Source organism: Undibacterium sp. CCC3.4, assembly GCF_034347425.1.
In the GTDB taxonomy this organism is placed as follows: domain Bacteria; phylum Pseudomonadota; class Gammaproteobacteria; order Burkholderiales; family Burkholderiaceae_D; genus Undibacterium.
In genome coordinates, this window is record NZ_CP133779.1 from 4,017,966 (window position 1) to 4,037,000 (window position 19,035).

19 protein-coding genes are annotated in these 19,035 nt (G+C 61.4%); 16 read left to right on the forward strand and 3 right to left on the reverse strand.

The features are described 5' to 3' along the window. Positions 1–14: 14 nt before the first annotated feature. Positions 15–896 carry a WYL domain-containing protein gene (locus RHM61_RS17785; protein WP_322248651.1) on the reverse strand — a complete coding sequence of 294 codons (882 nt, stop codon included), beginning with the start codon at positions 894–896 and terminating at the stop codon, positions 15–17. Between the two features lie 167 nt (positions 897–1,063). On the opposite strand from RHM61_RS17785, the gene RHM61_RS17790 reads away from it, so the two are divergent. The 16 genes from RHM61_RS17790 to RHM61_RS17865 all read left to right on the forward strand — a co-directional run bounded on the left by RHM61_RS17790 (position 1,064) and on the right by RHM61_RS17865 (position 15,911). After that, entirely contained in the window at positions 1,064–1,870 is an 807-nt protein-coding gene (locus RHM61_RS17790) for a hypothetical protein (RefSeq protein WP_322248652.1), read from the forward strand. Beyond that, positions 1,867–2,790 carry a hypothetical protein gene (locus RHM61_RS17795; RefSeq protein ID WP_322248653.1) on the forward strand — a complete coding sequence of 308 codons (924 nt, stop codon included), beginning with the start codon at positions 1,867–1,869 and terminating at the stop codon, positions 2,788–2,790. Before RHM61_RS17790 ends, RHM61_RS17795 begins: the two co-directional genes overlap by 4 nt. A 423-nt stretch (positions 2,791–3,213) precedes the next feature. Then, a complete protein-coding gene (locus RHM61_RS17800; RefSeq protein ID WP_322248654.1) occupies positions 3,214–5,205 on the forward strand; it encodes a conjugal transfer protein TraG in 1,992 nt (663 codons plus the stop codon). Next, a complete protein-coding gene (locus tag RHM61_RS17805) occupies positions 5,202–5,687 on the forward strand; it encodes a CopG family transcriptional regulator (RefSeq protein ID WP_322248655.1) in 486 nt (161 codons plus the stop codon). Before RHM61_RS17800 ends, RHM61_RS17805 begins: the two co-directional genes overlap by 4 nt. Then, complete coding sequence (trbB, locus tag RHM61_RS17810; protein ID WP_322248656.1) at positions 5,684–6,700, forward strand: P-type conjugative transfer ATPase TrbB; 1,017 nt, start codon at positions 5,684–5,686, stop codon at positions 6,698–6,700. The genes RHM61_RS17805 and trbB overlap by 4 nt, the downstream gene beginning before the upstream one ends. Beyond that, positions 6,697–7,074 carry a TrbC/VirB2 family protein gene (locus RHM61_RS17815; protein WP_322248657.1) on the forward strand — a complete coding sequence of 126 codons (378 nt, stop codon included), beginning with the start codon at positions 6,697–6,699 and terminating at the stop codon, positions 7,072–7,074. The genes trbB and RHM61_RS17815 overlap by 4 nt, the downstream gene beginning before the upstream one ends. Continuing rightward, entirely contained in the window at positions 7,071–7,343 is a 273-nt protein-coding gene (locus tag RHM61_RS17820) for a VirB3 family type IV secretion system protein (RefSeq protein ID WP_300060117.1), read from the forward strand. The genes RHM61_RS17815 and RHM61_RS17820 overlap by 4 nt, the downstream gene beginning before the upstream one ends. 19 nt (positions 7,344–7,362) lie before the next feature. Next, positions 7,363–9,801: a conjugal transfer protein TrbE gene (gene trbE / locus RHM61_RS17825; protein WP_322248658.1), complete on the forward strand. Its 2,439-nt coding sequence runs from the start codon at positions 7,363–7,365 to the stop codon at positions 9,799–9,801. Next, on the forward strand, positions 9,798–10,526 hold the full coding sequence (gene trbJ / locus RHM61_RS17830; protein ID WP_322248659.1) for a P-type conjugative transfer protein TrbJ: 729 nt from the start codon (positions 9,798–9,800) through the stop codon (positions 10,524–10,526). Before trbE ends, trbJ begins: the two co-directional genes overlap by 4 nt. Before the next feature lie 10 nt (positions 10,527–10,536). Beyond that, positions 10,537–10,800, forward strand: coding sequence for an EexN family lipoprotein (locus RHM61_RS17835; RefSeq protein WP_322248660.1), 264 nt, complete (start codon positions 10,537–10,539; stop codon positions 10,798–10,800). A 3-nt stretch (positions 10,801–10,803) separates the two neighbouring features. Continuing rightward, positions 10,804–12,165: a P-type conjugative transfer protein TrbL gene (gene trbL, locus RHM61_RS17840; protein WP_322248661.1), complete on the forward strand. Its 1,362-nt coding sequence runs from the start codon at positions 10,804–10,806 to the stop codon at positions 12,163–12,165. 25 nt (positions 12,166–12,190) lie between these two features. Beyond that, positions 12,191–12,898, forward strand: a complete 708-nt coding sequence (gene trbF / locus RHM61_RS17845) for a conjugal transfer protein TrbF (RefSeq protein WP_322248662.1) — start codon at positions 12,191–12,193, stop codon at positions 12,896–12,898. Beyond that, a complete protein-coding gene (gene trbG, locus RHM61_RS17850; RefSeq protein WP_322248663.1) occupies positions 12,895–13,908 on the forward strand; it encodes a P-type conjugative transfer protein TrbG in 1,014 nt (337 codons plus the stop codon). The genes trbF and trbG overlap by 4 nt, the downstream gene beginning before the upstream one ends. Before the next feature lie 2 nt (positions 13,909–13,910). Further along, positions 13,911–15,164, forward strand: a complete 1,254-nt coding sequence (locus RHM61_RS17855) for a TrbI/VirB10 family protein (RefSeq protein ID WP_322248664.1) — start codon at positions 13,911–13,913, stop codon at positions 15,162–15,164. Next, positions 15,161–15,388 carry a DUF2274 domain-containing protein gene (locus RHM61_RS17860; RefSeq protein WP_322248665.1) on the forward strand — a complete coding sequence of 76 codons (228 nt, stop codon included), beginning with the start codon at positions 15,161–15,163 and terminating at the stop codon, positions 15,386–15,388. The genes RHM61_RS17855 and RHM61_RS17860 overlap by 4 nt, the downstream gene beginning before the upstream one ends. Positions 15,389–15,503: 115 nt before the next feature. Further along, positions 15,504–15,911 (forward strand): helix-turn-helix transcriptional regulator, encoded by a 408-nt coding sequence (locus tag RHM61_RS17865; protein ID WP_322248666.1) that lies wholly within the window; start codon positions 15,504–15,506, stop codon positions 15,909–15,911. On the opposite strand, the gene RHM61_RS17870 is transcribed toward RHM61_RS17865, so the two are convergent. After that, positions 15,889–17,145, reverse strand: coding sequence for a tyrosine-type recombinase/integrase (locus RHM61_RS17870; RefSeq protein WP_322209306.1), 1,257 nt, complete (start codon positions 17,143–17,145; stop codon positions 15,889–15,891). The genes RHM61_RS17865 and RHM61_RS17870 overlap by 23 nt on opposite strands. 293 nt (positions 17,146–17,438) lie before the next feature. Next, complete coding sequence (gene guaA / locus RHM61_RS17875; RefSeq protein ID WP_322248667.1) at positions 17,439–19,031, reverse strand: glutamine-hydrolyzing GMP synthase; 1,593 nt, start codon at positions 19,029–19,031, stop codon at positions 17,439–17,441. Positions 19,032–19,035: the final 4 nt, after the last annotated feature.

Genomic DNA, 19,035 nt, shown 5'->3' on the forward strand with positions numbered 1-19,035 from the left:
TTTATGTTCTGTGTTCAATGCTCGGCCGCAGCCCCAGGCGCCAAAGCGGCGCTCTCGACTCCATAGAGGGTGGGAGTGTTCCGAAGCCAAAGGTGGTACGACGCAGGATCAAGGCGGTGGTCTGGCGTGGCGTCTATCGACCAGCGCCGCAAGACGTAACCCGCCAAAGCCGCCCTCGTTTTCATCCGCAGCACTCCATCGCTCATGGCATAGTCCGCCTCCACCGCTTTAGGCCACTTCACGCCGGGATGCGGGACCAATTCCATGTCAACAATCCGCGCCCACTGCTCGTCGGCCCCGAGAAGCTCGCGCTCCTCCGTCTCGCCATCGAGCTCTTGCGCCTTGACAATTCTGGTCAGAACGAAATCGCCGAACCGCTGCCGCTCCCGGTCGAACGCACGGACGTGCCAACGCAGGCCGTTGTCGGCCAAGGCGACCGGCACGATCTCGCGCCGTTTCTGTCCTGACGACATCGATAGGTAGCTGATCCTGACCGGGCGCCTGGCGCACATAGACCTGGTGATGACACCCAAGACAGCCATGTCCGGCTGCACCAATTGGCCAGGCCCCTCGCATGGCGTGGCCGGTTTGAGACCGAGTTCCAATCCATCACCGAACCCCTGCAACAGCCATGCGAGCACGCGCTCACAATGGAACGCGAAGATAGGGACAAACAATGCCGTGGGCCGGTAGCGCCTGCCTGCGGCGTCGTAATCCAGGTTTCCCGGCGCCATCTCGCGGTAGATGCCCAAATCGCGCGAGGCCGCTGCCGGCTTGATCCCAAACCGGGTCTCGATGTCGCCGCGACTGAGCTCGCCTGTAAAAAACGCGCGCAGCTCTAGGAAGGCCAACCTCTCCCGTTGCGTTTGCGACAACACTTCTTCCCTGACTTTCAATGCATGCTCCCGGACTCCTGACCCTCGCGCGTGTACGGAACGAACGCGCCAAAAACGCAAAGAATAACATGCGAATCATTTTGATAGGGTATGCTATGTGCTATTAACAATAACGCGCAGCCAAAAATGAGCTCGACGACGCTAAAAATGCCTGAGGGAGGTGGGAGATGAGCGTGCCAATCCTCGATGCCTCCGCCTGGCGCGAATTCCGAGGGCAACCCGGCAATCCGGGCGTCAATTCGACCCACCTCGCGAAGATCGCGGACGAATCAGGCAAGGAGCGGATTTGTTATGTGAAGCTTGCGCCCGACCCCGACATACCAGCCCTCCTTTGCGAAGCGTTGGGATGGGTGCTCGCTGGGCATGCGGGACTGAGTCGAGCGGAGTTTGTCGCCATCGTCATGGTGGATGTGGCAACCCTGCGCAAAAGCCAGCCCCTTCCACCTGAGTTCAATCACTTTGCCGCCCCGCTCTGCCCGGCTTGGTGCAGCCAGGCCGTGCCTGGGTCGGCGGTGCGCGACCACGCCAAACGAATGGATTTCATAGCCTCTCGCAAAGCTTTCCTGCGCTCGCAAGACTCTCGGAAATTCGCCGCATTTGACCATTGGAGCGACCTCAGGGACCGCAACTTCGGCAATGTCATCCGATCAGACAGGGGCTACGCCACGATCGATCACGAGACCTTGCTTTACGATACGCTATGGGTCGGCAAGACCAAGGGCTTTAATAAGCAGTGCCTCATGGAGCAGGCTCAACGCGCCCTCGACAGCAAGGAGTTCAAGCGCTTCCAGGTGGACATGGCCAAGGCTGCGACTGGACATGCGGGCGCATTCTTAAACGCGCAATCCGATCTCGACGCCTTGATCGACCTGCTCCTTCCAAACCAAACAGCCGCAAAAACAGGCATCGTCGCCACGTTGAATGCGCGGTCGCAGCCAGGCTGGCTCGCTAACCAATTGGGAGTCATCGCATGAGCGAATCCAAACCAATCGGCATCAAGATAGACCATGGGAGCCTGAGCCAAGCGGCCAAAGCCACGCCCAAGCCAGCCTTTGTGGGCGCATGGGCAACAATTGAATTGCAGCCTGACCTATTTGCCCCGCAGCGCTTCACTGTGGGTGTGGCTGTGCAATCCGCTGACGAGCGTCTGCATTTCAAGTTGTTGGACGATTTCAAGAAGTTCGAATGCGTGTACCCGGACGTGTTCCCGCAAAAGTCGGCGCGCGAATTAATGGCCTATGCCGCAGAGGCTCTGCAACAAGCCGTCAAAGCCAAGTTGCCTCTTGACGCTGTCCGCTTTGAATCGCACTGCCTGTCAATCTCGCCGCCCGTGTTCACATCGGGAGAGGACAGGGAGGACAAGGTCGAGCGCCTATTTGCGGAAGTCGTCACCATGGCCCCCTCTCCCAAGAAGCGGGGAAGCGACTTCGAAACGATCGACACCCCAAACGCTCGGCGCCTGGTGAACCGTTACCTCAAAGAGATCGCAGGCATTGACTTCGAACGCTTTGTTCAAGAGGAGCAGCAAGGACTTCTAGTGGATGGCGACGATGGTTCCAGACATTTCTTGGATTTGAACTTACTGACGCCGACCTCATGCGGCAGCGTTACCTCGGCCGTCTACAAGACATCGACTACGGTGGAGATGAACCTCCTCAAGGCGAGCCTGGACTTGAAGACCTGCTGGCGCAAGCGCCACCTTAATTCCATGGGCTTATTTCTGCTGCTGCCTGATCCGCAAGCGATGGAGCGCAAAGAATACAAGCGCATTGAGGAGGTCATCGGCGACCATGAATGGAAGCTCGAACAAGATGGATTCCAAGTGGTGAGCATGCAACAGCCTGCGGAACTCGCTCGTGAAATATACGATTGGGCAAAGCCCGCCCTCGCTTGAAACCTTCCCGCTCGAATTGCTCCACCCACTTCGTGTGCGGCTTTTATCGCCATCATCTGCCGCTCCAATCCCAACTACCTGTTCGGTAGCGCCATACAAGCAGCATATGACGAGTCAACGGCAGCAGCAGGCCGTGCGTCCAATGGCCACTGCGGACGTGGGTTCGTCTGTGGAAATACCACACGACAAGCTTCGCAGTTCGTGCCAGCGACAGGAAATAATCATCCCTGTACTCTCCTCTTAGCCGACCTTCGCCGGAGCAGGTTTGCTCATACTCGCGGCGCCCCCAAACTTGTGATGCTTAAAACGGTGCCGTTTCGGTGCCGCTTCGAACCGTAACGATCGGCCGATCCTGATTCGCGTGTACCGCGCTGACGGCCCATTGAAATGGACTGAATCGAGCAATCACAAGAGGGGTAGCGCATGGTGCCGACCGGCGTGCTGATTGGCCAGATCACAATGGTTTTCGCCACCACTTTGCTGGGGCTATGGAGTGCCACCCAGTGGACGGCGGCAGCACTGGGATACCAGATGCGCCTCGGCGCGCCGTGGTTCGACCTGTATGGCACGCCGATCTATCACCCGTGGCGGCTGTTCGAGTGGTGGTACTTCTTCGATGCCTATGCACCCGACATCTTCCTGCGCGGCGGTGCCATCGCCGCGTGCAGCGGTTTAGCCGGTGCCATGGTGGCCGTCACCATGTCGGTGTGGCGCGCACGGCAGTCCAAGCTGGTCACGACCTACGGTTCGGCACGCTGGGCGCTGCCCGCTGAAATCCGCAGTTCCGGGCTGACCGGCCCTGCCGGCGTTTTCCTGGGCCGTAAAGATGGCGACTACCTGCGCCATGAAGGTCCCGAGCATGTGATGGCCTTCGCGCCCACCCGCTCGGGCAAGGGTGTCGGCCTGGTGGTGCCGACGCTGCTTTCGTGGCCCGGCTCTGCCGTGATCCACGACATCAAGGGCGAGAACTGGACCTTGACGGCCGGCTGGCGCTCGCGCTTCTCGCACTGCCTGCTGTTCAACCCGACCGATGCACGCTCGGCTGCGTACAACCCGCTGCTTGAAGTGCGGCGCGGCATGCACGAAGTGCGTGACGTGCAGAACATCGCCGACATCCTGGTCGATCCCGAAGGAGCGCTGGAGCGGCGCAACCATTGGGAAAAAACTTCGCATGCACTGCTGGTCGGCGCGATCCTACATGTGCTCTACGCCAACGAAGACAAAACGCTGCGTGGCGTCGCCAATTTTCTGTCCGATCCGGCCTGCCCATTCGAGGTAACGCTGCACCGGATGATGACGACACGCCACCTGGGCGAAACAACGCATCCGGTTGTCGCATCAGCGGCGCGCGAGGTGATGAACAAGAGCGAAAACGAACGATCCGGTGTGCTGTCCACCGCGATGAGTTTCCTGGGCCTGTACCGCGATCCCACGGTGGCCGAAGTCACCTCACGCTGCGACTGGCGCATCGCCGACCTGATCGATGCCGATCACCCGGTGTCGCTGTACCTGGTGGTGCCGCCTTCGGACATCAGCCGCACCAAGCCCTTGATCCGGCTGATCCTCAACCAAATCGGCCGACGCCTGACTGAATCACTCGATGGTTCGGACGGCATTGCACGACGCCACAAGTTGCTGCTGATGCTCGACGAGTTTCCGGCACTGGGTCGGCTCGACTTCTTCGAGTCCGCCCTGGCCTTCATGGCCGGCTATGGCCTGCGCGCATTTCTCATTGCGCAATCGCTCAACCAGATCGACAAGGCATATGGCCAAAACCATTCGATCCTCGATAACTGCCATGTGCGCATCGCGTTCGCCACCAACGACGAGCGCACCGCCAAGCGCATTTCAGAAGCGTTGGGCACCGCAACCGAATTGCGCGCGCAGCGCAACTACGCGGGCCATCGGTTGGCCCCGTGGCTCGGTCACTTGATGGTATCGCGGCAAGAGACGGCACGACCGTTGCTCACGCCCGGCGAGGTCATGCAACTGCCGCCGGACGACGAGGTGGTAATGGTGTCCGGCCATCCACCGATCAAGGCGAAAAAAATTCGCTACTACATGGATGCGAATTTCAAGACGCGCATGCAGCCGCCGCCGTCATTGCAACTCGGGCACTACGCCGACGCACCGCCATTGCGGCCAGACGATTGGACCGGGCTGGCTATACCCGCCCCCGCCGCACCGACTTCCGGCTTAGCCATCCCCGCACACGGCGGGGCCATCGACGACGGTGGCCACCAGCAGCAGCCGGAACTGTCCGAAGTCGTATTCACGCCGGAACCAGAACACGCAATGGACGACTTGGGCCTGTTCGATGACGACGACTTGTCGCTGCCCACCCAGCTCGATCCACGCCTGCTACGCACGGCGCGGCTAGCCGCACTTGACCCTGATGACGGGATATCCCTATGAGCCGCACACGTCTGAACCTTTTCATCGAACACGAGCACGCCAAGCGGCTCGACGAGCTGGCGACCATGAAGGGCTTGTCCAAGTCCTCCATCATCGCCGCTGCGTTGGCTTCGTTCCTGTCGCCCGACTCCGGCGATCAGCGCGAAGCGGCCATCGCCAAACGTCTGGACCGCTTGTCTCGCCAGCTCGACAAGCTGGAGCGGGATCAGAACATCCTGATCGAGACGCTGGCGCTCTACGTGCGCTACTTCCTTACCGTCAGCACGCCGGTGCCGGAAGCGCATCAGGAAGCGGCACGCGCTCAGGGTCGCGCACGCTTCGAGCAGTTTATCGAACAGCTCGGCCGACATCTGCTGCGCGGGCGCAGCCTGGTCAAGGACGTGGTGGAGGAAATCCAGCCCGACTCCAGCCAGTTCTTTGGCACAGAGGAAAACGCTCACGCCGCAGTGCCTGCCGATGAAGCTGCGGGAGCACCGTCATGAGCAACCCGCCGCGCGATCAGGGCTTGTCGGCCTCGCTGGCACTGGAACGTCGCGTTCGCATGCTGCGCACGGCGATGGGGCCGGACATCGCCAAGGCATTGAACGACCCTGACGTGGTGGAAGTCATGCTCAACCCCGACGGTTCGCTGTGGATCGATCGACTGAGCAGTGGGCGCGAGCCGCTGGGCGTCAGTCTCACGCCCGCCGATGGCGAACGGATCATCCGACTGGTCGCCGCCCATGTGCGCGCCGAAGTGCATGCGGGCAAGCCGCTGCTATCCGCCGAACTACCGGAAACGGGCGAACGCTTCGAGGGCGCGCTACCGCCCGTGACACCGGGGCCGGTCTTCGCGCTGCGCAAGCGCGCAGTCAACCTGATCCGGCTCGACACCTATGTGGCCGACGGCATCCTGACCGAGGCGCAGGCAACCTTCCTGCGAACTGCCGTGCGCGAACGCCAGAATATCCTGATCGCGGGTGGCACCAGCACCGGCAAAACCACGCTGGCCAATGCCCTGCTCGCCGAGATCGCCGCCACCGGCGACCGCGTGATCGTGCTCGAAGACACGGTGGAGCTGCAATGCACAGCGCTCGACCACGTCCCGCTGCGCACCCGCGCGGGTGTGGTGACCATGGCCGAGCTGGTGCGCTCGACCCTGCGGCTGCGGCCGGACCGCATCGTCGTCGGCGAGGTGCGCGGCGCCGAAGCGCTCGACCTGCTCAAGGCTTGGGGCACCGGCCATCCGGGCGGCATCGCAACCGTCCATGCTGGTTCCGCAGCGGGCGCGTTGCTGCGGCTGGAACAACTGATTCTCGAAGTCGCTGTGACCGCACCACGCGCCCTGATCGCCGAGGCCGTAAACATCATCGTCTACATCGCCGGTCGCGGCCATGCGCGCCGCGTGCAGGAAATCGCCCGCGTCACCGGCTTCGACAGCCACGGCTACCAACTCAGCACGGAGCTGATGCCTTCCTTCCCATCACTTTTATCAACACCCGGAGAACCGTCATGACACCTTTGCACATTTCAAACACTTCAAACACTTCCGTAAATCCGCTTCTGCACAACGCCCGCCTTCAGGTCGGTATGCAGGTCATCGTCATGGCGGCGCTGTTGCTGTGCGTGGCGCTGCCTGCGCATGCAGCGGGCTCGAACATGCCGTGGGAGGCACCGCTGCAATCGGTGCTGGAGTCCATCCAGGGGCCGGTGGCCCGAATCATCGCGGTGATCATCATCATTACCACCGGCCTGACGCTGGCGTTTGGCGACACCAGCGGCGGCTTCCGCAAGCTGGTGCAGATCGTCTTCGGCCTGTCAATCGCGTTCGCCGCATCCTCGTTCTTCCTGACCTTCTTCAGCTTTGCAGGTGGAGCGGTGATCGCATGAACGCGCTGCCTGCTGACGCACCCGGCTTTGAAGTGCCGCTGCATCGTTCATTGACCGAACCGATTTTGTTGGGCGGCGCGCCGCGCACGGTGGCGATTGCCAACGGCACGCTGGCCGCTGCGGTCGGTCTCGGGTTGCAACTCTGGCTCCCCGGTCTTGCGCTATGGATCGTCGGACACTCGCTGGCCGTGTGGGGCGCACGGCTGGACGCGCAGTTCATGGCGGTGTTCGCGCGACACATCAAGCACCGCATGTTGTTGGACGTATGAGACCCACGGAGAACACGCCATGATGCATCTTGCCGAATACCGCACACGCCCGGCCCTGCTGGCAGACTGGTTGCCTTGGGCTGGACTGGTCGCGCCGGGTGTCGTACTTAACAAGGACGGCTCGTTCCAGCGCACGGCGCGGTTTCGCGGGCCGGACCTGGACAGCGCGACGCAGGGCGAACTGATCGCCACAGCGGCGCGCTTGAACAACGCGCTGCGCCGGTTCGGTTCCGGCTGGGCGTTGTTCGTGGAAGCCGAACGGCGCGAAGCGGCCGACTACCCTGTGTCGGAATTTCCCGAGCCGCTGTCGTGGCTGGTCGATGAAGAGCGCCGCGCCGTTTTTGAGGAAGCCGATAGCCACTTCGAGAGCACGTACCACCTGACGCTGCTGTACCTGCCGCCCGAGGAATCAACGGCCCGCGCCGCCAAGCTGCTGTATGAGAACAGCAAGGTCGAAGGCGTGGATTGGCGCGAACGGCTGGAGGGATTCGTGTCGGAGACCGAACGCTTTTTCGGTTTGCTCGAAGGGGTCATGCCGGAGATTGCCTGGCTCGACGATGGTCAAACCTTGACCTACCTGCATGCCTGCGTGTCCACGCGCCGCCATGCGGTGGCCGTGCCCGAAGTGCCGATGCACCTGGATGCGCTGCTGGCCGATGAACCGCTGACGGGTGGCCTTGCACCGATGCTCGGGAACCAGCACTTACGAGTGGCGTCGGTGCGCGGGTTTCCGACATCGACCTGGCCTGGCCTGCTCGACGACCTCAACCGCCTGGGCTTTGCCTACCGCTGGAGCACCCGCTTCCTGTGCCTGGACAAGGCCGAGGCGGAGAAGGAACTGACGCGGCTTCGCCGCCAGTGGTTCTCCAAGCGCAAAAACATCGTCGCGCTGCTGCGTGAAACCATCTTTCAACAGGAAAGCCCGTTGGTGGATTCCGATGCCTCGAACAAGGCAGCGGATGCCGATGCCGCATTGCAGGAACTGGGCAGTGACCAGGTGTCGTTCGGCTACGTTACCGCCACCGTGACGGTACTCGATACCGATGCAACGGCCGCCGACGAAAAGTTGCGCGCAGTGGAGCGGACTATCCAGGGTCGCGGCTTCGTGACGATCCCCGAAACTTTGAACGCGGTCGATGCGTGGTTGTCGTCGATTCCGGGGCACGCCTACGCCAACGTGCGCCAGCCCATTGTCTCAACCTTGAATCTGGCCCACATGCTGCCGGTGTCGGCAGTGTGGGCCGGTCAAGAGCGCAATGCGCATCTTGACGGCCCGCCGCTGATCGTGACCCGCACCGATGGCGCGACGCCGTTCCGGCTGGTCACGCACATCGGCGACGTGGGCAACACGCTGGTGGTCGGCCCCATCGGCATGGGCAAGTCGGTACTGCTGGCCACGTTGGCCATGCAGTTCCGCCGTTATGCCGGTTCGCGCATCTTCGCGTTCGACATGGGGCGTTCGATTCGCGCCACCGTGCTCGGACTCGGTGGCGAGCATTACGACCTGGGCGCAGATGGTGCTATCGCCTTCCAGCCTCTGGCCCGCATCGACCAGGACAGCTACCGCGCCTGGGCGGCCGAGTGGGTCGAAGGACGTTTGATTCACGAAGGCGTGTCCGTTGGGCCGGACGTGAAGGACGCCGTATGGTCGGCACTGAACAGTCTCGCCAGCGCACCGCTTGACCAGCGCACCATGACCGGCTTGTCTGTGCTGCTGCAATCGAACGCGCTGCGGCAAGCCCTGCAACCCTATGTGCTGGGTGGCGCGCACGGCAAGCTGCTCGATGCCGACCATGACAGGCTGGGTTTCGCCGACGTGCAGTGCTTCGAGATGGAAGAACTAATGCACAGCAAGGCGGCTGCGCTGGCCGTGCTGCGCTACCTGTTCGCGCGCTTCGAGGAACGCCTTGATGGCGCCCCGACACTGTTGATCCTTGATGAGGCATGGCTGTTCCTCGATGACCCGGTGTTCGCCGCGCGCATTCGCCAATGGCTCAAAACGCTGCGCAAAAAGAACGTGTCGGTGATCTTCGCCACGCAGTCGTTGGCGGACATCAAAGATTCCAGTATTGCGCCGGCCATCATCGAGAGCTGCGTGAACCGTATCTTCTTACCCAATCCGCAGGCGACCGAGCCGCAGATTCGCTCAATCTACGAAGGCTTCGGCCTCAATGCGCGGCAGATCAATATCGTGGCGACCGCCCAGCCCAAGCGCGACTACTACTACCAGTCGCGCCTCGGCAACCGGGTCTTTGACCTGGGACTTGGGCCGGTGGCGCTGGCATTTGCCGGTGCAGCCAAGCCCGAAGACCAACGCGCTATCGACACCGTGTCCGCGTCGGTGCCGCCTGCGGACTTCGCCGCCGCCTGGCTGCGCCATCGCGGCCTCGACTGGGCCGCAGACCTGATTCCCTCTTATCCGTCGTTCCCCTTCACACCCCAGGAGAAACAGCCATGAAGAAAACCTTGCTTGCCATCGCTGCCGCCGTTCTGGTGGGCACCATGCCTGCTGCGCAGGCGCAGTGGGTCGTGATCGATCCGACCAACCTCGTGCAGAACATCATGACGGCCGCCCGAGCGTTGGAGCAGATCAACAACCAGATCAAGCAGCTCCAGAACGAGGCGCAGATGCTGATGAACGACGCCAAGAATCTGACCAGTCTGGACTTCAGCGCACTTAATCAGCTACGTGCAGCACTGTCCGCGACGAACCAGCTCCTGCAACAGGCGCAGGGGCTTGCCTTCAACCTGTCGCAGATGGAAGCCGAGTTCGCGCGGCTCTATCCCAATGCCTATTCCGCCTCCACGTCGGGTAGTCAGATGTCAACCGACGCCCGCACGCGCTGGCGCAATTCGTTGGAGGCGCTGCGCACCGCGACCCAGGTGCAGTCGCAAGCAGTACAGAACTTCGCATCCGACGAGCAGACCTTGACCGACCTCGTGAACCGCAGCCAGTCCGCCGTTGGCGCGCTGCAGGCCACGCAGGCGACGAACCAATTGCTGGCACTGCTATCCCGCCAAACCATCCAGGCGCAGCAGCTCCAGATCACGCAGGACCGGGCCAGCGCGCTGGAACAAGCACGGCAGGTCGCAGTCCAAGAGCGTGCGCGTGAAGTGCGCCGTCGCTTCCAGGGCGATGGCACTCTCTACACGCCAACCACGATCAACTTCTACAACCCATGAGGACTCGACCATGAAAACCCTTCTCACCGTTACCGCCTGCACCCTGCTACTGGCCGCGTGCAACAAGCCGGTCCCCACCGAGTCCGTCGAATCGCTGATGGCCAATCCCGAACGTCTGAAGGATGTCCGCGCCCAGTGCAAAGCCGACCACGCCAAGGTCGGCGATGCGCTATGCACGATGGCCGCCGAGGCCACGCGGCGGCGCTTCATGGGCAGCGGCACGCCGTACACGCCTGCGCCACCAGCAACGCCACCGCCCACACCAAAGGACTGAGCCATGAACGACTTGTCGGTCATCGACCACTTCCTTGATGTCTTCTCGCGCTACATCGATTCGGGTTTCGGCTTGCTGCATGGCGAGGTGGCGTTTCTCACCGCCACGCTGGTGGTGATCGACATGACACTGGCCGGACTGTTCTGGGCCATGGGCGGCGAAGAGGTCATTGGCAAGCTGATCAAAAAGACGCTGTACGTCGGTGCCTTCGCTTTCATCATCGGCAATTTCAACAATCTGGCGGGCATACTGTTTCGCTCTTTTGCCGGTCTCGGGCTGGTGGCGTCGGGTTCCACGCTGACGCAAGCGCAGTTTCTACGACCGGGTGTACTAGCCAAAGTCGGCGTCGATGCGGCACGGCCCATCATGGCGCAGATCAGCGACATGACCGGCTTCCCTGAAGTGTTCGCGCACCTCGATGTCATCTCGGTGTTGTTCCTCGCCTGGCTGGTAGTGATCATCAGCTTCTTCGTGTTGGCGGTGCAGCTCTTCGTCACGCTGATCGAATTCAAACTGACGACACTCGCGGGCTTCGTGCTGGTGCCGTTTGCGTTGTGGAACAAGACGGCATTTCTGGCCGAGCGCGTATTGGGCAACGTGGTGTCGTCAGGCATCAAGGTGCTGGTGCTGGCCGTGATCGTGGGCATTGGCACGGGACTGTTTGCGCAGTTTCAGGTGCCGCCCGGCACCGAACCATCCATCGACCTTGCGCTGACCATCATGCTGGCCTCGCTGGCGATGCTGGGACTGGGAATCTTCGGGCCTGGCATCGCAACCGGGCTGGTGTCGGGCGCACCACAGCTCGGCGCTGGCGCTGCGGCCGGAACGGCGCTGGGTGTCGCGGGTTTGGCAGTGGCCGGTGGTGCCGCTATCGCATCAGGTGGCGCAGCGGTCGCGGCGGGCGCGCGCATGGCGCCGGGTGCCGCGCGCGCGGCCATCGGCAGCGCCGCTTCGGCCGGGCGTGCGACCAGCTCAATGGCAAGCGGTGCGAAGTCGGCCTACCAGGCCGGTGCTGCGGCATCAGAGGGTAGCGGTGTTCGCGCTGCCGGCGCGGGCCTCGCCAATGTGGCCAAGAGCGGTGCCGGTGCGGTCGGCCAGCGCGTCGCAGCCGGTGCGAAAGCGGTCAAGGACCGCGTAGCGAATTTCGTCGCGGAGGCTGCTGCGCCTGCGGCGGCAGCCGGCGCACCCGAATCAGCCGAATCGACGGACGCCAAGCCCCCTGCGGGCGAGCCCGCTTGGGCCAAACAAATGCGGCGCAAACAGCAGGCAAGCAGTGCGGTCTCGACGGCGGCGCACACGTTGCGCTCGGGCGACCACGGTGGCAGCGGCGCCAGTCCGAGCCTGCGCGATGAATCCAGCACTTGACGCTAACCCTTGAGGAGAAAAATTCATGCTATTCAAACGACCCCAGGTGCGCTACTCGGAATCGCCCGAGCCTGTCACCCCCTACCAGGCCGCTGCACAGGTCTGGGACCAGCGTATCGGCAGCGCCCGCGTGCAGGCGAAGAACTGGCGGCTGATGGCCTTCGGCTGTCTGTCGCTGGCATTACTGATGGCGGGCGGGCTGGTGTGGCGCTCAGCGCAATCCATCGTCACGCCGTATGTGGTGGAGGTGGCCGCCGGTGGCCAGGTGCGCGCGGTCGGCGAAGCGGCCACGCCGTACAAGCCGAATGACGCACAGATCGCCTACCACCTGGCGCGCTTCGTCACCGACGTGCGTTCGCTGTCGATCGATCCCATCGTCGTCCGCCAAAACTGGCTCGAAGCCTACGACTACACGACGGACAAGGGTGCGGCCACGCTGAACGACTACGCACGCACCAACGATCCATTCGCGCGCATCGGCCAGACCTCGACGGCGGTGGAGATCACCAGTGTGGTTCGCGCCAGCGAATCCTCGTTCCAGGTGCGCTGGATCGAACGCAACTATGCGAACGGTTCGCCCTCGGGCACCGAGCGCTGGACCGCCATGTTGTCCGTGGTGTTGCAGCCGCCACGCACCGAAGAGCGACTGCGCAAAAACCCGCTGGGAATCTATGTCAACGGCCTGTCCTGGAGCCGCGAACTCGACGCAACTGAAGGAGTGAAGAAACCATGAAAACACAAATCCGCAATTACGCTTTGCCGTTGATCCTGAGTGCCACCGTGGCAACCGTCACCGGCTGCGCCACGCATGGACAGCCGCCACCTGACATCACGCTGGATGAATCTGTCGCGGCGCACGCGTTGCCTGAGCCACCCAAACCCATCACGGTAGTCGAAGTTCCGAAACCGCTGCCGCTGCCCGAGCAGTTGAAATCCTTGCGCAACGCACCCGAGGACAAACCGGCAACCGAATCACCCGATGAGAAAACGCGCGTGGCGCGCGCCAATGCCGAAGCGCGCGTGGCACCGAGCCGCGAGGGTTACATCAACGCCATCCAGGTCTGGCCTTATGCGGACGGCGCGTTGTATCAGGTCTACACCAGTCCGGGCCGCGTCACCGTCATCGCTTTGCAGCAGGGCGAAGAGTTGGTGACGGTCTCGGCCGGTGACACCGTGCGCTGGATCGTCGGCGACACGGCCAGCGGTGCGGGCACCAGCCTGCGTGTGAACATTCTCGTGAAGCCGACGCGCATCGGGCTGAAGACGAACCTGGTCATCACCACCAATCGCCGCACGTACCTGCTCGAACTGTCTTCGACGCCGCAGGCGTGGATGGCCTCCGCATCGTGGGACTACCCGAAGGACCGTCTGCTGGCCTTGCAAAAGCAAGCGCAGCAGGCTCAGACGGCAGCGCCGGTGGACTCAGGCTTGTCGCTGGAGCAGATCAAGTTCCGCTACGCGATTTCCGGCGATAGTCCACCGTGGAAGCCGCTACGCGCCTTCGACGACGGCGAGCGGGTCTACATCCAGTTCCCCGCCGGCATCGCGCAGGGCGAGTTGCCGCCACTGTTCGTGATCGGAGCCCAGGGTGATGGCCAGCTCGTGAACTACCGCTTCCGCTCACCGTACTACGTGGTGGATCGGTTGTTCGGTGCGGCCGAATTGCGGCTGGGCGCTGACAAGGCCGCCGTTGTTCGCATTGAGCGCACCGATGGTGTGGGCAGCACGGCACGGAGGCATTGAGCATGAGCACGCCCGCCACGCCACCACCAACTGGGTTGAATAAGGCCGACCCGGACACCATGGCTCTGCGCGCGTCGCCGCGCCCGGTCACGCGACTGAACCGGCGCATGCTGGCCGTCCTTGCTGGAACGCTGGGCGCGGTCGTATTGGGCGGCACACTTTGGTCGCTGCAATCGCACAAACGCGAGCGCAACGCGGCCGCCGAGCTGTACAACGTGGATCGTGTCTCACATGCCGAGAACCTCGACCAGTTGCCCAAGGACTATTCCAAGGTGCCGGTGGCTGCCAAGCCGGTGCCCGTTTTGGGTGAACCATTGCCGGGCGATTTGGGTCCGGCCATAGTGGCACAGCGTAACGCGGGAGCGCCCGCGCAGACTGGGCGCATTGCACAGCCAGGTGATGCCGACGAGGCGGCACATTCGGGGGTTTTCTTTCGCAGCGGTGCGGTCAAAGCGGCAGCGTCGCCCACTTCGACTACGGCCATGCCCGAGTCGGTATCTGGCAACCAGCCATTCAATCCGATGGCGCCTGCGGTCGCATCGGCGCAGCCGACCGACCCGACGGCGGTGCAAAACCGGCAGGATCAGAAGCAGGCGTTTGTCGCCAATGGCGGCGACACCGCAACCCGCAATCCGGCCAGCTTGCAATTGCCAACCTCTCCCTACCAAGTGATGGCGGGCACCATCATTCCGGCAGCGCTGGTGACGGGCATCAATTCCGACCTGCCGGGACAGGTCATCGCCAACGTCACCGAGGCGGTCTACGACACGGCCACGGGTCGCTTCCTGCTGATTCCGCAGGGTTCGCGCCTGATCGGCCGCTACGACAGCCAGGTGTCATTCGGTCAGCGGCGCGTATTACTTGTGTGGACACGGTTGATCCTGCCCGATACCTCATCCATTTCGCTCGACCGCCTGCCCGGCATCGACCCGGCGGGTTATGCCGGACTGGAAGATGGCGTCGATTGGCATTGGGATCGCATCCTCGCTGGCGCTGCGCTGTCCACGCTACTCGGCGTGGGTGCTGAACTGGCTGCGCCTGATCGAACCGGCAGCGATAGCAAAATCATCATCGCCACACGTCAGAGTGGGCAGGACACAGTGAACCAGGTCGGTCAGGAAATCACCAAACGCAATGTGAGCATCCAGCCGACGCTTACTATCCGGCCCGGCTTCCCAATGCGGGTTATGGTGAACAAGGATCTGATCCTGCGGCCGTATCAGCCGCTGTTCTTTCAGAAGGGATCATCGCAATGAGTACGACCACCAACAAGCTGCGGCTGGGGCCGCTGCCGACCAAGACTGAGACAGTCAAAATCACCATTGCGCTCACCACCGCGTTGAAGACCGACTTGGAACGCTACGCCGCGCAACATGCTCAGACCTACGGCGAGCCGATTGATGCCACGACGCTGATCCCGCACATGCTCGAAGCATTCATGGCGCGGGATCGCGGCTTCAAGAAGATCACGGCGAAGTGATTCACAACCGCGCCGCGTGAGCGCAATCGGAATACGCTCATGCACGCCTGAGCGAGTTTTCAATAGATGCCGGAAAGATCACCATCACAGGACCGTATTTATATCGGCGGTTGCAATGCACGCAGCAACTGCCCTGCTGATGGAGAAGATCATGAACAAAGCAGATCGAAGTTTGCAGGCCGCGAGGTCGAACAACGACTCTGATGCAAACGACCTGCACGGCATGCCGCTACCACGACTGATCGCGCCGAATATCTTGCCGTTCCGACGCACGATCCGCCGTCCCGAGTTGCGACAAATCGTGCCTCTGGCCGACACCACGATCTACGACATGGAACGGCGCGGTGAATTTCCGCGCAGGTTCAATCTAACCGCACGCTGCGTGGTGTGGGATTTGACGGAGGTAGAGGCATGGCTTGATGCGCGCCGCCAAGCTTCCGACAGCGCGCAGATAAAACGAGCCCCCTCGCCGGACGTGCGTCAGCGCAAGCACCGCCCCGTCAAAGCAACGCCTGTGTCGTGATGATCTTCATCGACGGGGGCAGCAACGTCGGGGTGTGCGATTCGCCGGCCACCCAGGCGTCAACCATGTCGGCCCACTCTTGCAGCATGTGGCGGCGCTGCTCGGCGTATTCAGCCTTGTTGTAGATGCCGCGTGATGAACGGCCATCTTCGTGGGCAAGACACTTCTCGATCCAGTCACTGTTGAAGCCCAACTCGTTGAGGATGGTCGAACCGGTGCGGCGCAGGTCATGCACAGTGAAATTTTCGATTGGCAGACCCTTCGCTTTCGACCGCTCCACGACTATCTGCCCGACACGGTTCAGCGTGGCGTTCGACATACACTTGTCGCCGTCATAGCGCGAAGGCAACAGGTATCTTGAGCCACCGGCGCAGGTGCGCAGTGCGATCATGATGTCGAGCGCCTGCTGCGACAGGTAGATGTTGTGGGCCTTGCCGGCCTTCATGCGGGCTTTTGGGATAGTCCACAGTGCTTTCTCGAAATCGATCTCATCCCATGTCGCGTGGATCAGTTCACCTTTGCGCACCAGCGTGAGCAAGATCAGCCGCAGACCCAGTTTGATGGTCGGGTACGAAGCGACGTACTCCAACTGCTTGAGCATGATGCGTATCTCGGACGGCGACAGCGCTCGATCCCGTGCCACGAAAGTGGCGATCGACGATGGTCCAACGTCGTCGGCAGGGTTGGCCACCTTCTCGCCGTGCAAGATGGCAAAACCGTAGATTTGCTTGATGATGTCGCGAACATGGATTGCCGTTGCTGGCGCTCCCCTCCCCTTCACCTTGTCGCACAGATCGCGCAGGTCATCAGGACTTATCTCGCTCAGCAAGCGGCTCTTGAACACAGGCAGGATGTCCCGGTCAAGGATGCTCTTGCGCATCGACCGCGTGCTGTCGGCCATCCGCGCACCCTCGTACCACTCGTCGGTAAATTCCTGGAAGGTTTTGGCGTCCGAAAGGCGCCTCTTCTCTCGCTGCTTTTCCTGCGCCGGAGACTGTCCTTCCGAAACTGCCCGCTTCGCGTCGATGCACTTTTCGCGTGCACGGGCCAGCGACAGACCGCCTGGCCCATAACGGCCAATCGTCAGCGTTTCGCGCCTGCTATTGATCCGGTAGTCATAACGGAACGTGACGGTACCCGCCGTCGAGACCGTCACATACATGCCATCCCTGTCCGTCACCTTGTAGGGCGCATCCTTGGGTTTGAGATTCTTCAGTGCGGTATCGGTCAGCATGGTGTCCTCCTGAGAACGGCAATTTTACCGTCAACGACTCAAAAGACACAGAATGCTCTGAAACCCGCATGAATACTAGCTCTTTCTCTTATTTTTTACCGTCAGAGCCGAAAACGGTCAGACGGTAAATATTTTTAGATGACTTGCCTAGCTTTCATTACCGTCAGGATTACCGACAAAAAGATTCGCTTGCCGTCAATAGATGCCGATAGCTTTCGCGGTATAAACTTATATAAATCAATAAGTTAAGCTACTTTTCCGATAGTCCACGAAAGCTGCTGAAAGACCTAAAATCATTCCCACTCTATCGTCGCCGGCGGCTTCCCCGAAATATCATACACCACGCGATTAATACCGCGCACTTCATTGATGATGCGGTTCGAGACTTTGCCGAGCAATTCGTGCGGCAAATGTGCCCAGTGCGCGGTCATGAAATCTTGCGTCTGCACGGCGCGCAAAGCCACCACGTATTCGTAAGTGCGCCCATCACCCATCACGCCGACCGATTTGACCGGCAAGAAAACCGCAAACGCCTGGCTGGTGGCATCGTACCAACTGACTGGCACAGCGGCTTTGTCATCGACGAAATTATTGCGCAACTCTTCGATGAAAATCGCATCGGCACGACGCAAGAGGTCGGCAAATTCTTTATTGACGGCACCGAGGATGCGCACACCGAGGCCAGGACCCGGGAAAGGATGACGGTACACCATGCCATGCGGCAGACCGAGCGCGACGCCGAGCTTGCGCACTTCATCTTTGAACAGTTCGCGTAAAGGCTCGAGCAGTTGCAGCTTGAGAGTATCAGGCAAACCGCCGACATTGTGATGGCTCTTGATGGTGTGCGAACCCTTCTTGCCTTTGCCGGCACTTTCGATCACGTCCGGGTAGATGGTGCCTTGCGCCAGCCATTTGGCTTTGCTCAGCTTGGCCGATTCGACTTGGAAGACTTCGACGAATTCGCGGCCGATGATTTTGCGTTTGGCTTCCGGATCGGCGACGCCGGCCAAGTGACCCATGAACTGGGCCGTGGCATCGACGTGGATGACTTTCACGCCGAGGTTGTTGGCAAACATTTCCATCACCATCTTGCCTTCGTCGAGACGCAGCAAGCCATGGTCGACGAAGACGCAGGTTAATTGGTCGCCGATGGCACGGTGTATCAGCGCCGCGGCGACACTGCTGTCGACCCCGCCGGAGAGACCGAGGATCACTTCATCGCTGCCGACTTGGGCACGAATCGACGCGACCGCTTCGGCGATGTAATCGGGCATATTCCAATCGGATTGGCAGCCGCAAATTTGATGCACGAAGCGGGCGATGATGGCTTCGCCTTGCAGAGTGTGCGTGACTTCCGGATGAAATTGAACGGCATAAAAACGCCGTGCTTCATCGGCCATTGCGGCGATCGGACAATTGTCGGTCGAGGCCATGAGTTTGAAACCGGGCGGCATGTCATTGACCTTGTCGCCGTGACTCATCCAGACCTTGAGCATGCCATGGCCTTCGGCCGTGACGAAGTCATGAATGCCATCAAACAGCGCGGTATGGCCGCGCGCGCGCACTTCGGCGTAGCCGAATTCACGCACCGTGCCGTTTTCCACTTTGCCACCCAATTGTGCGGCCATGGTTTGCATGCCGTAGCAAATGCCGAGTACCGGCACGCCGGCATCGAACACCGCCAGCGGTGCGCGCGGGGTATCGCCATCGGTGACGCTGTTGGGGCCGCCCGAGAGGATGATGCCGGCAGCACCATAGTTACGAATGAATTCATCGCTGACATCATACGGATGCACTTCAGAAAACACGCCGGCGTCGCGCACACGACGAGCAATCAATTGGGTCACTTGTGAACCGAAGTCCAGAATCAGAATTTTAGAGTGCATAAAA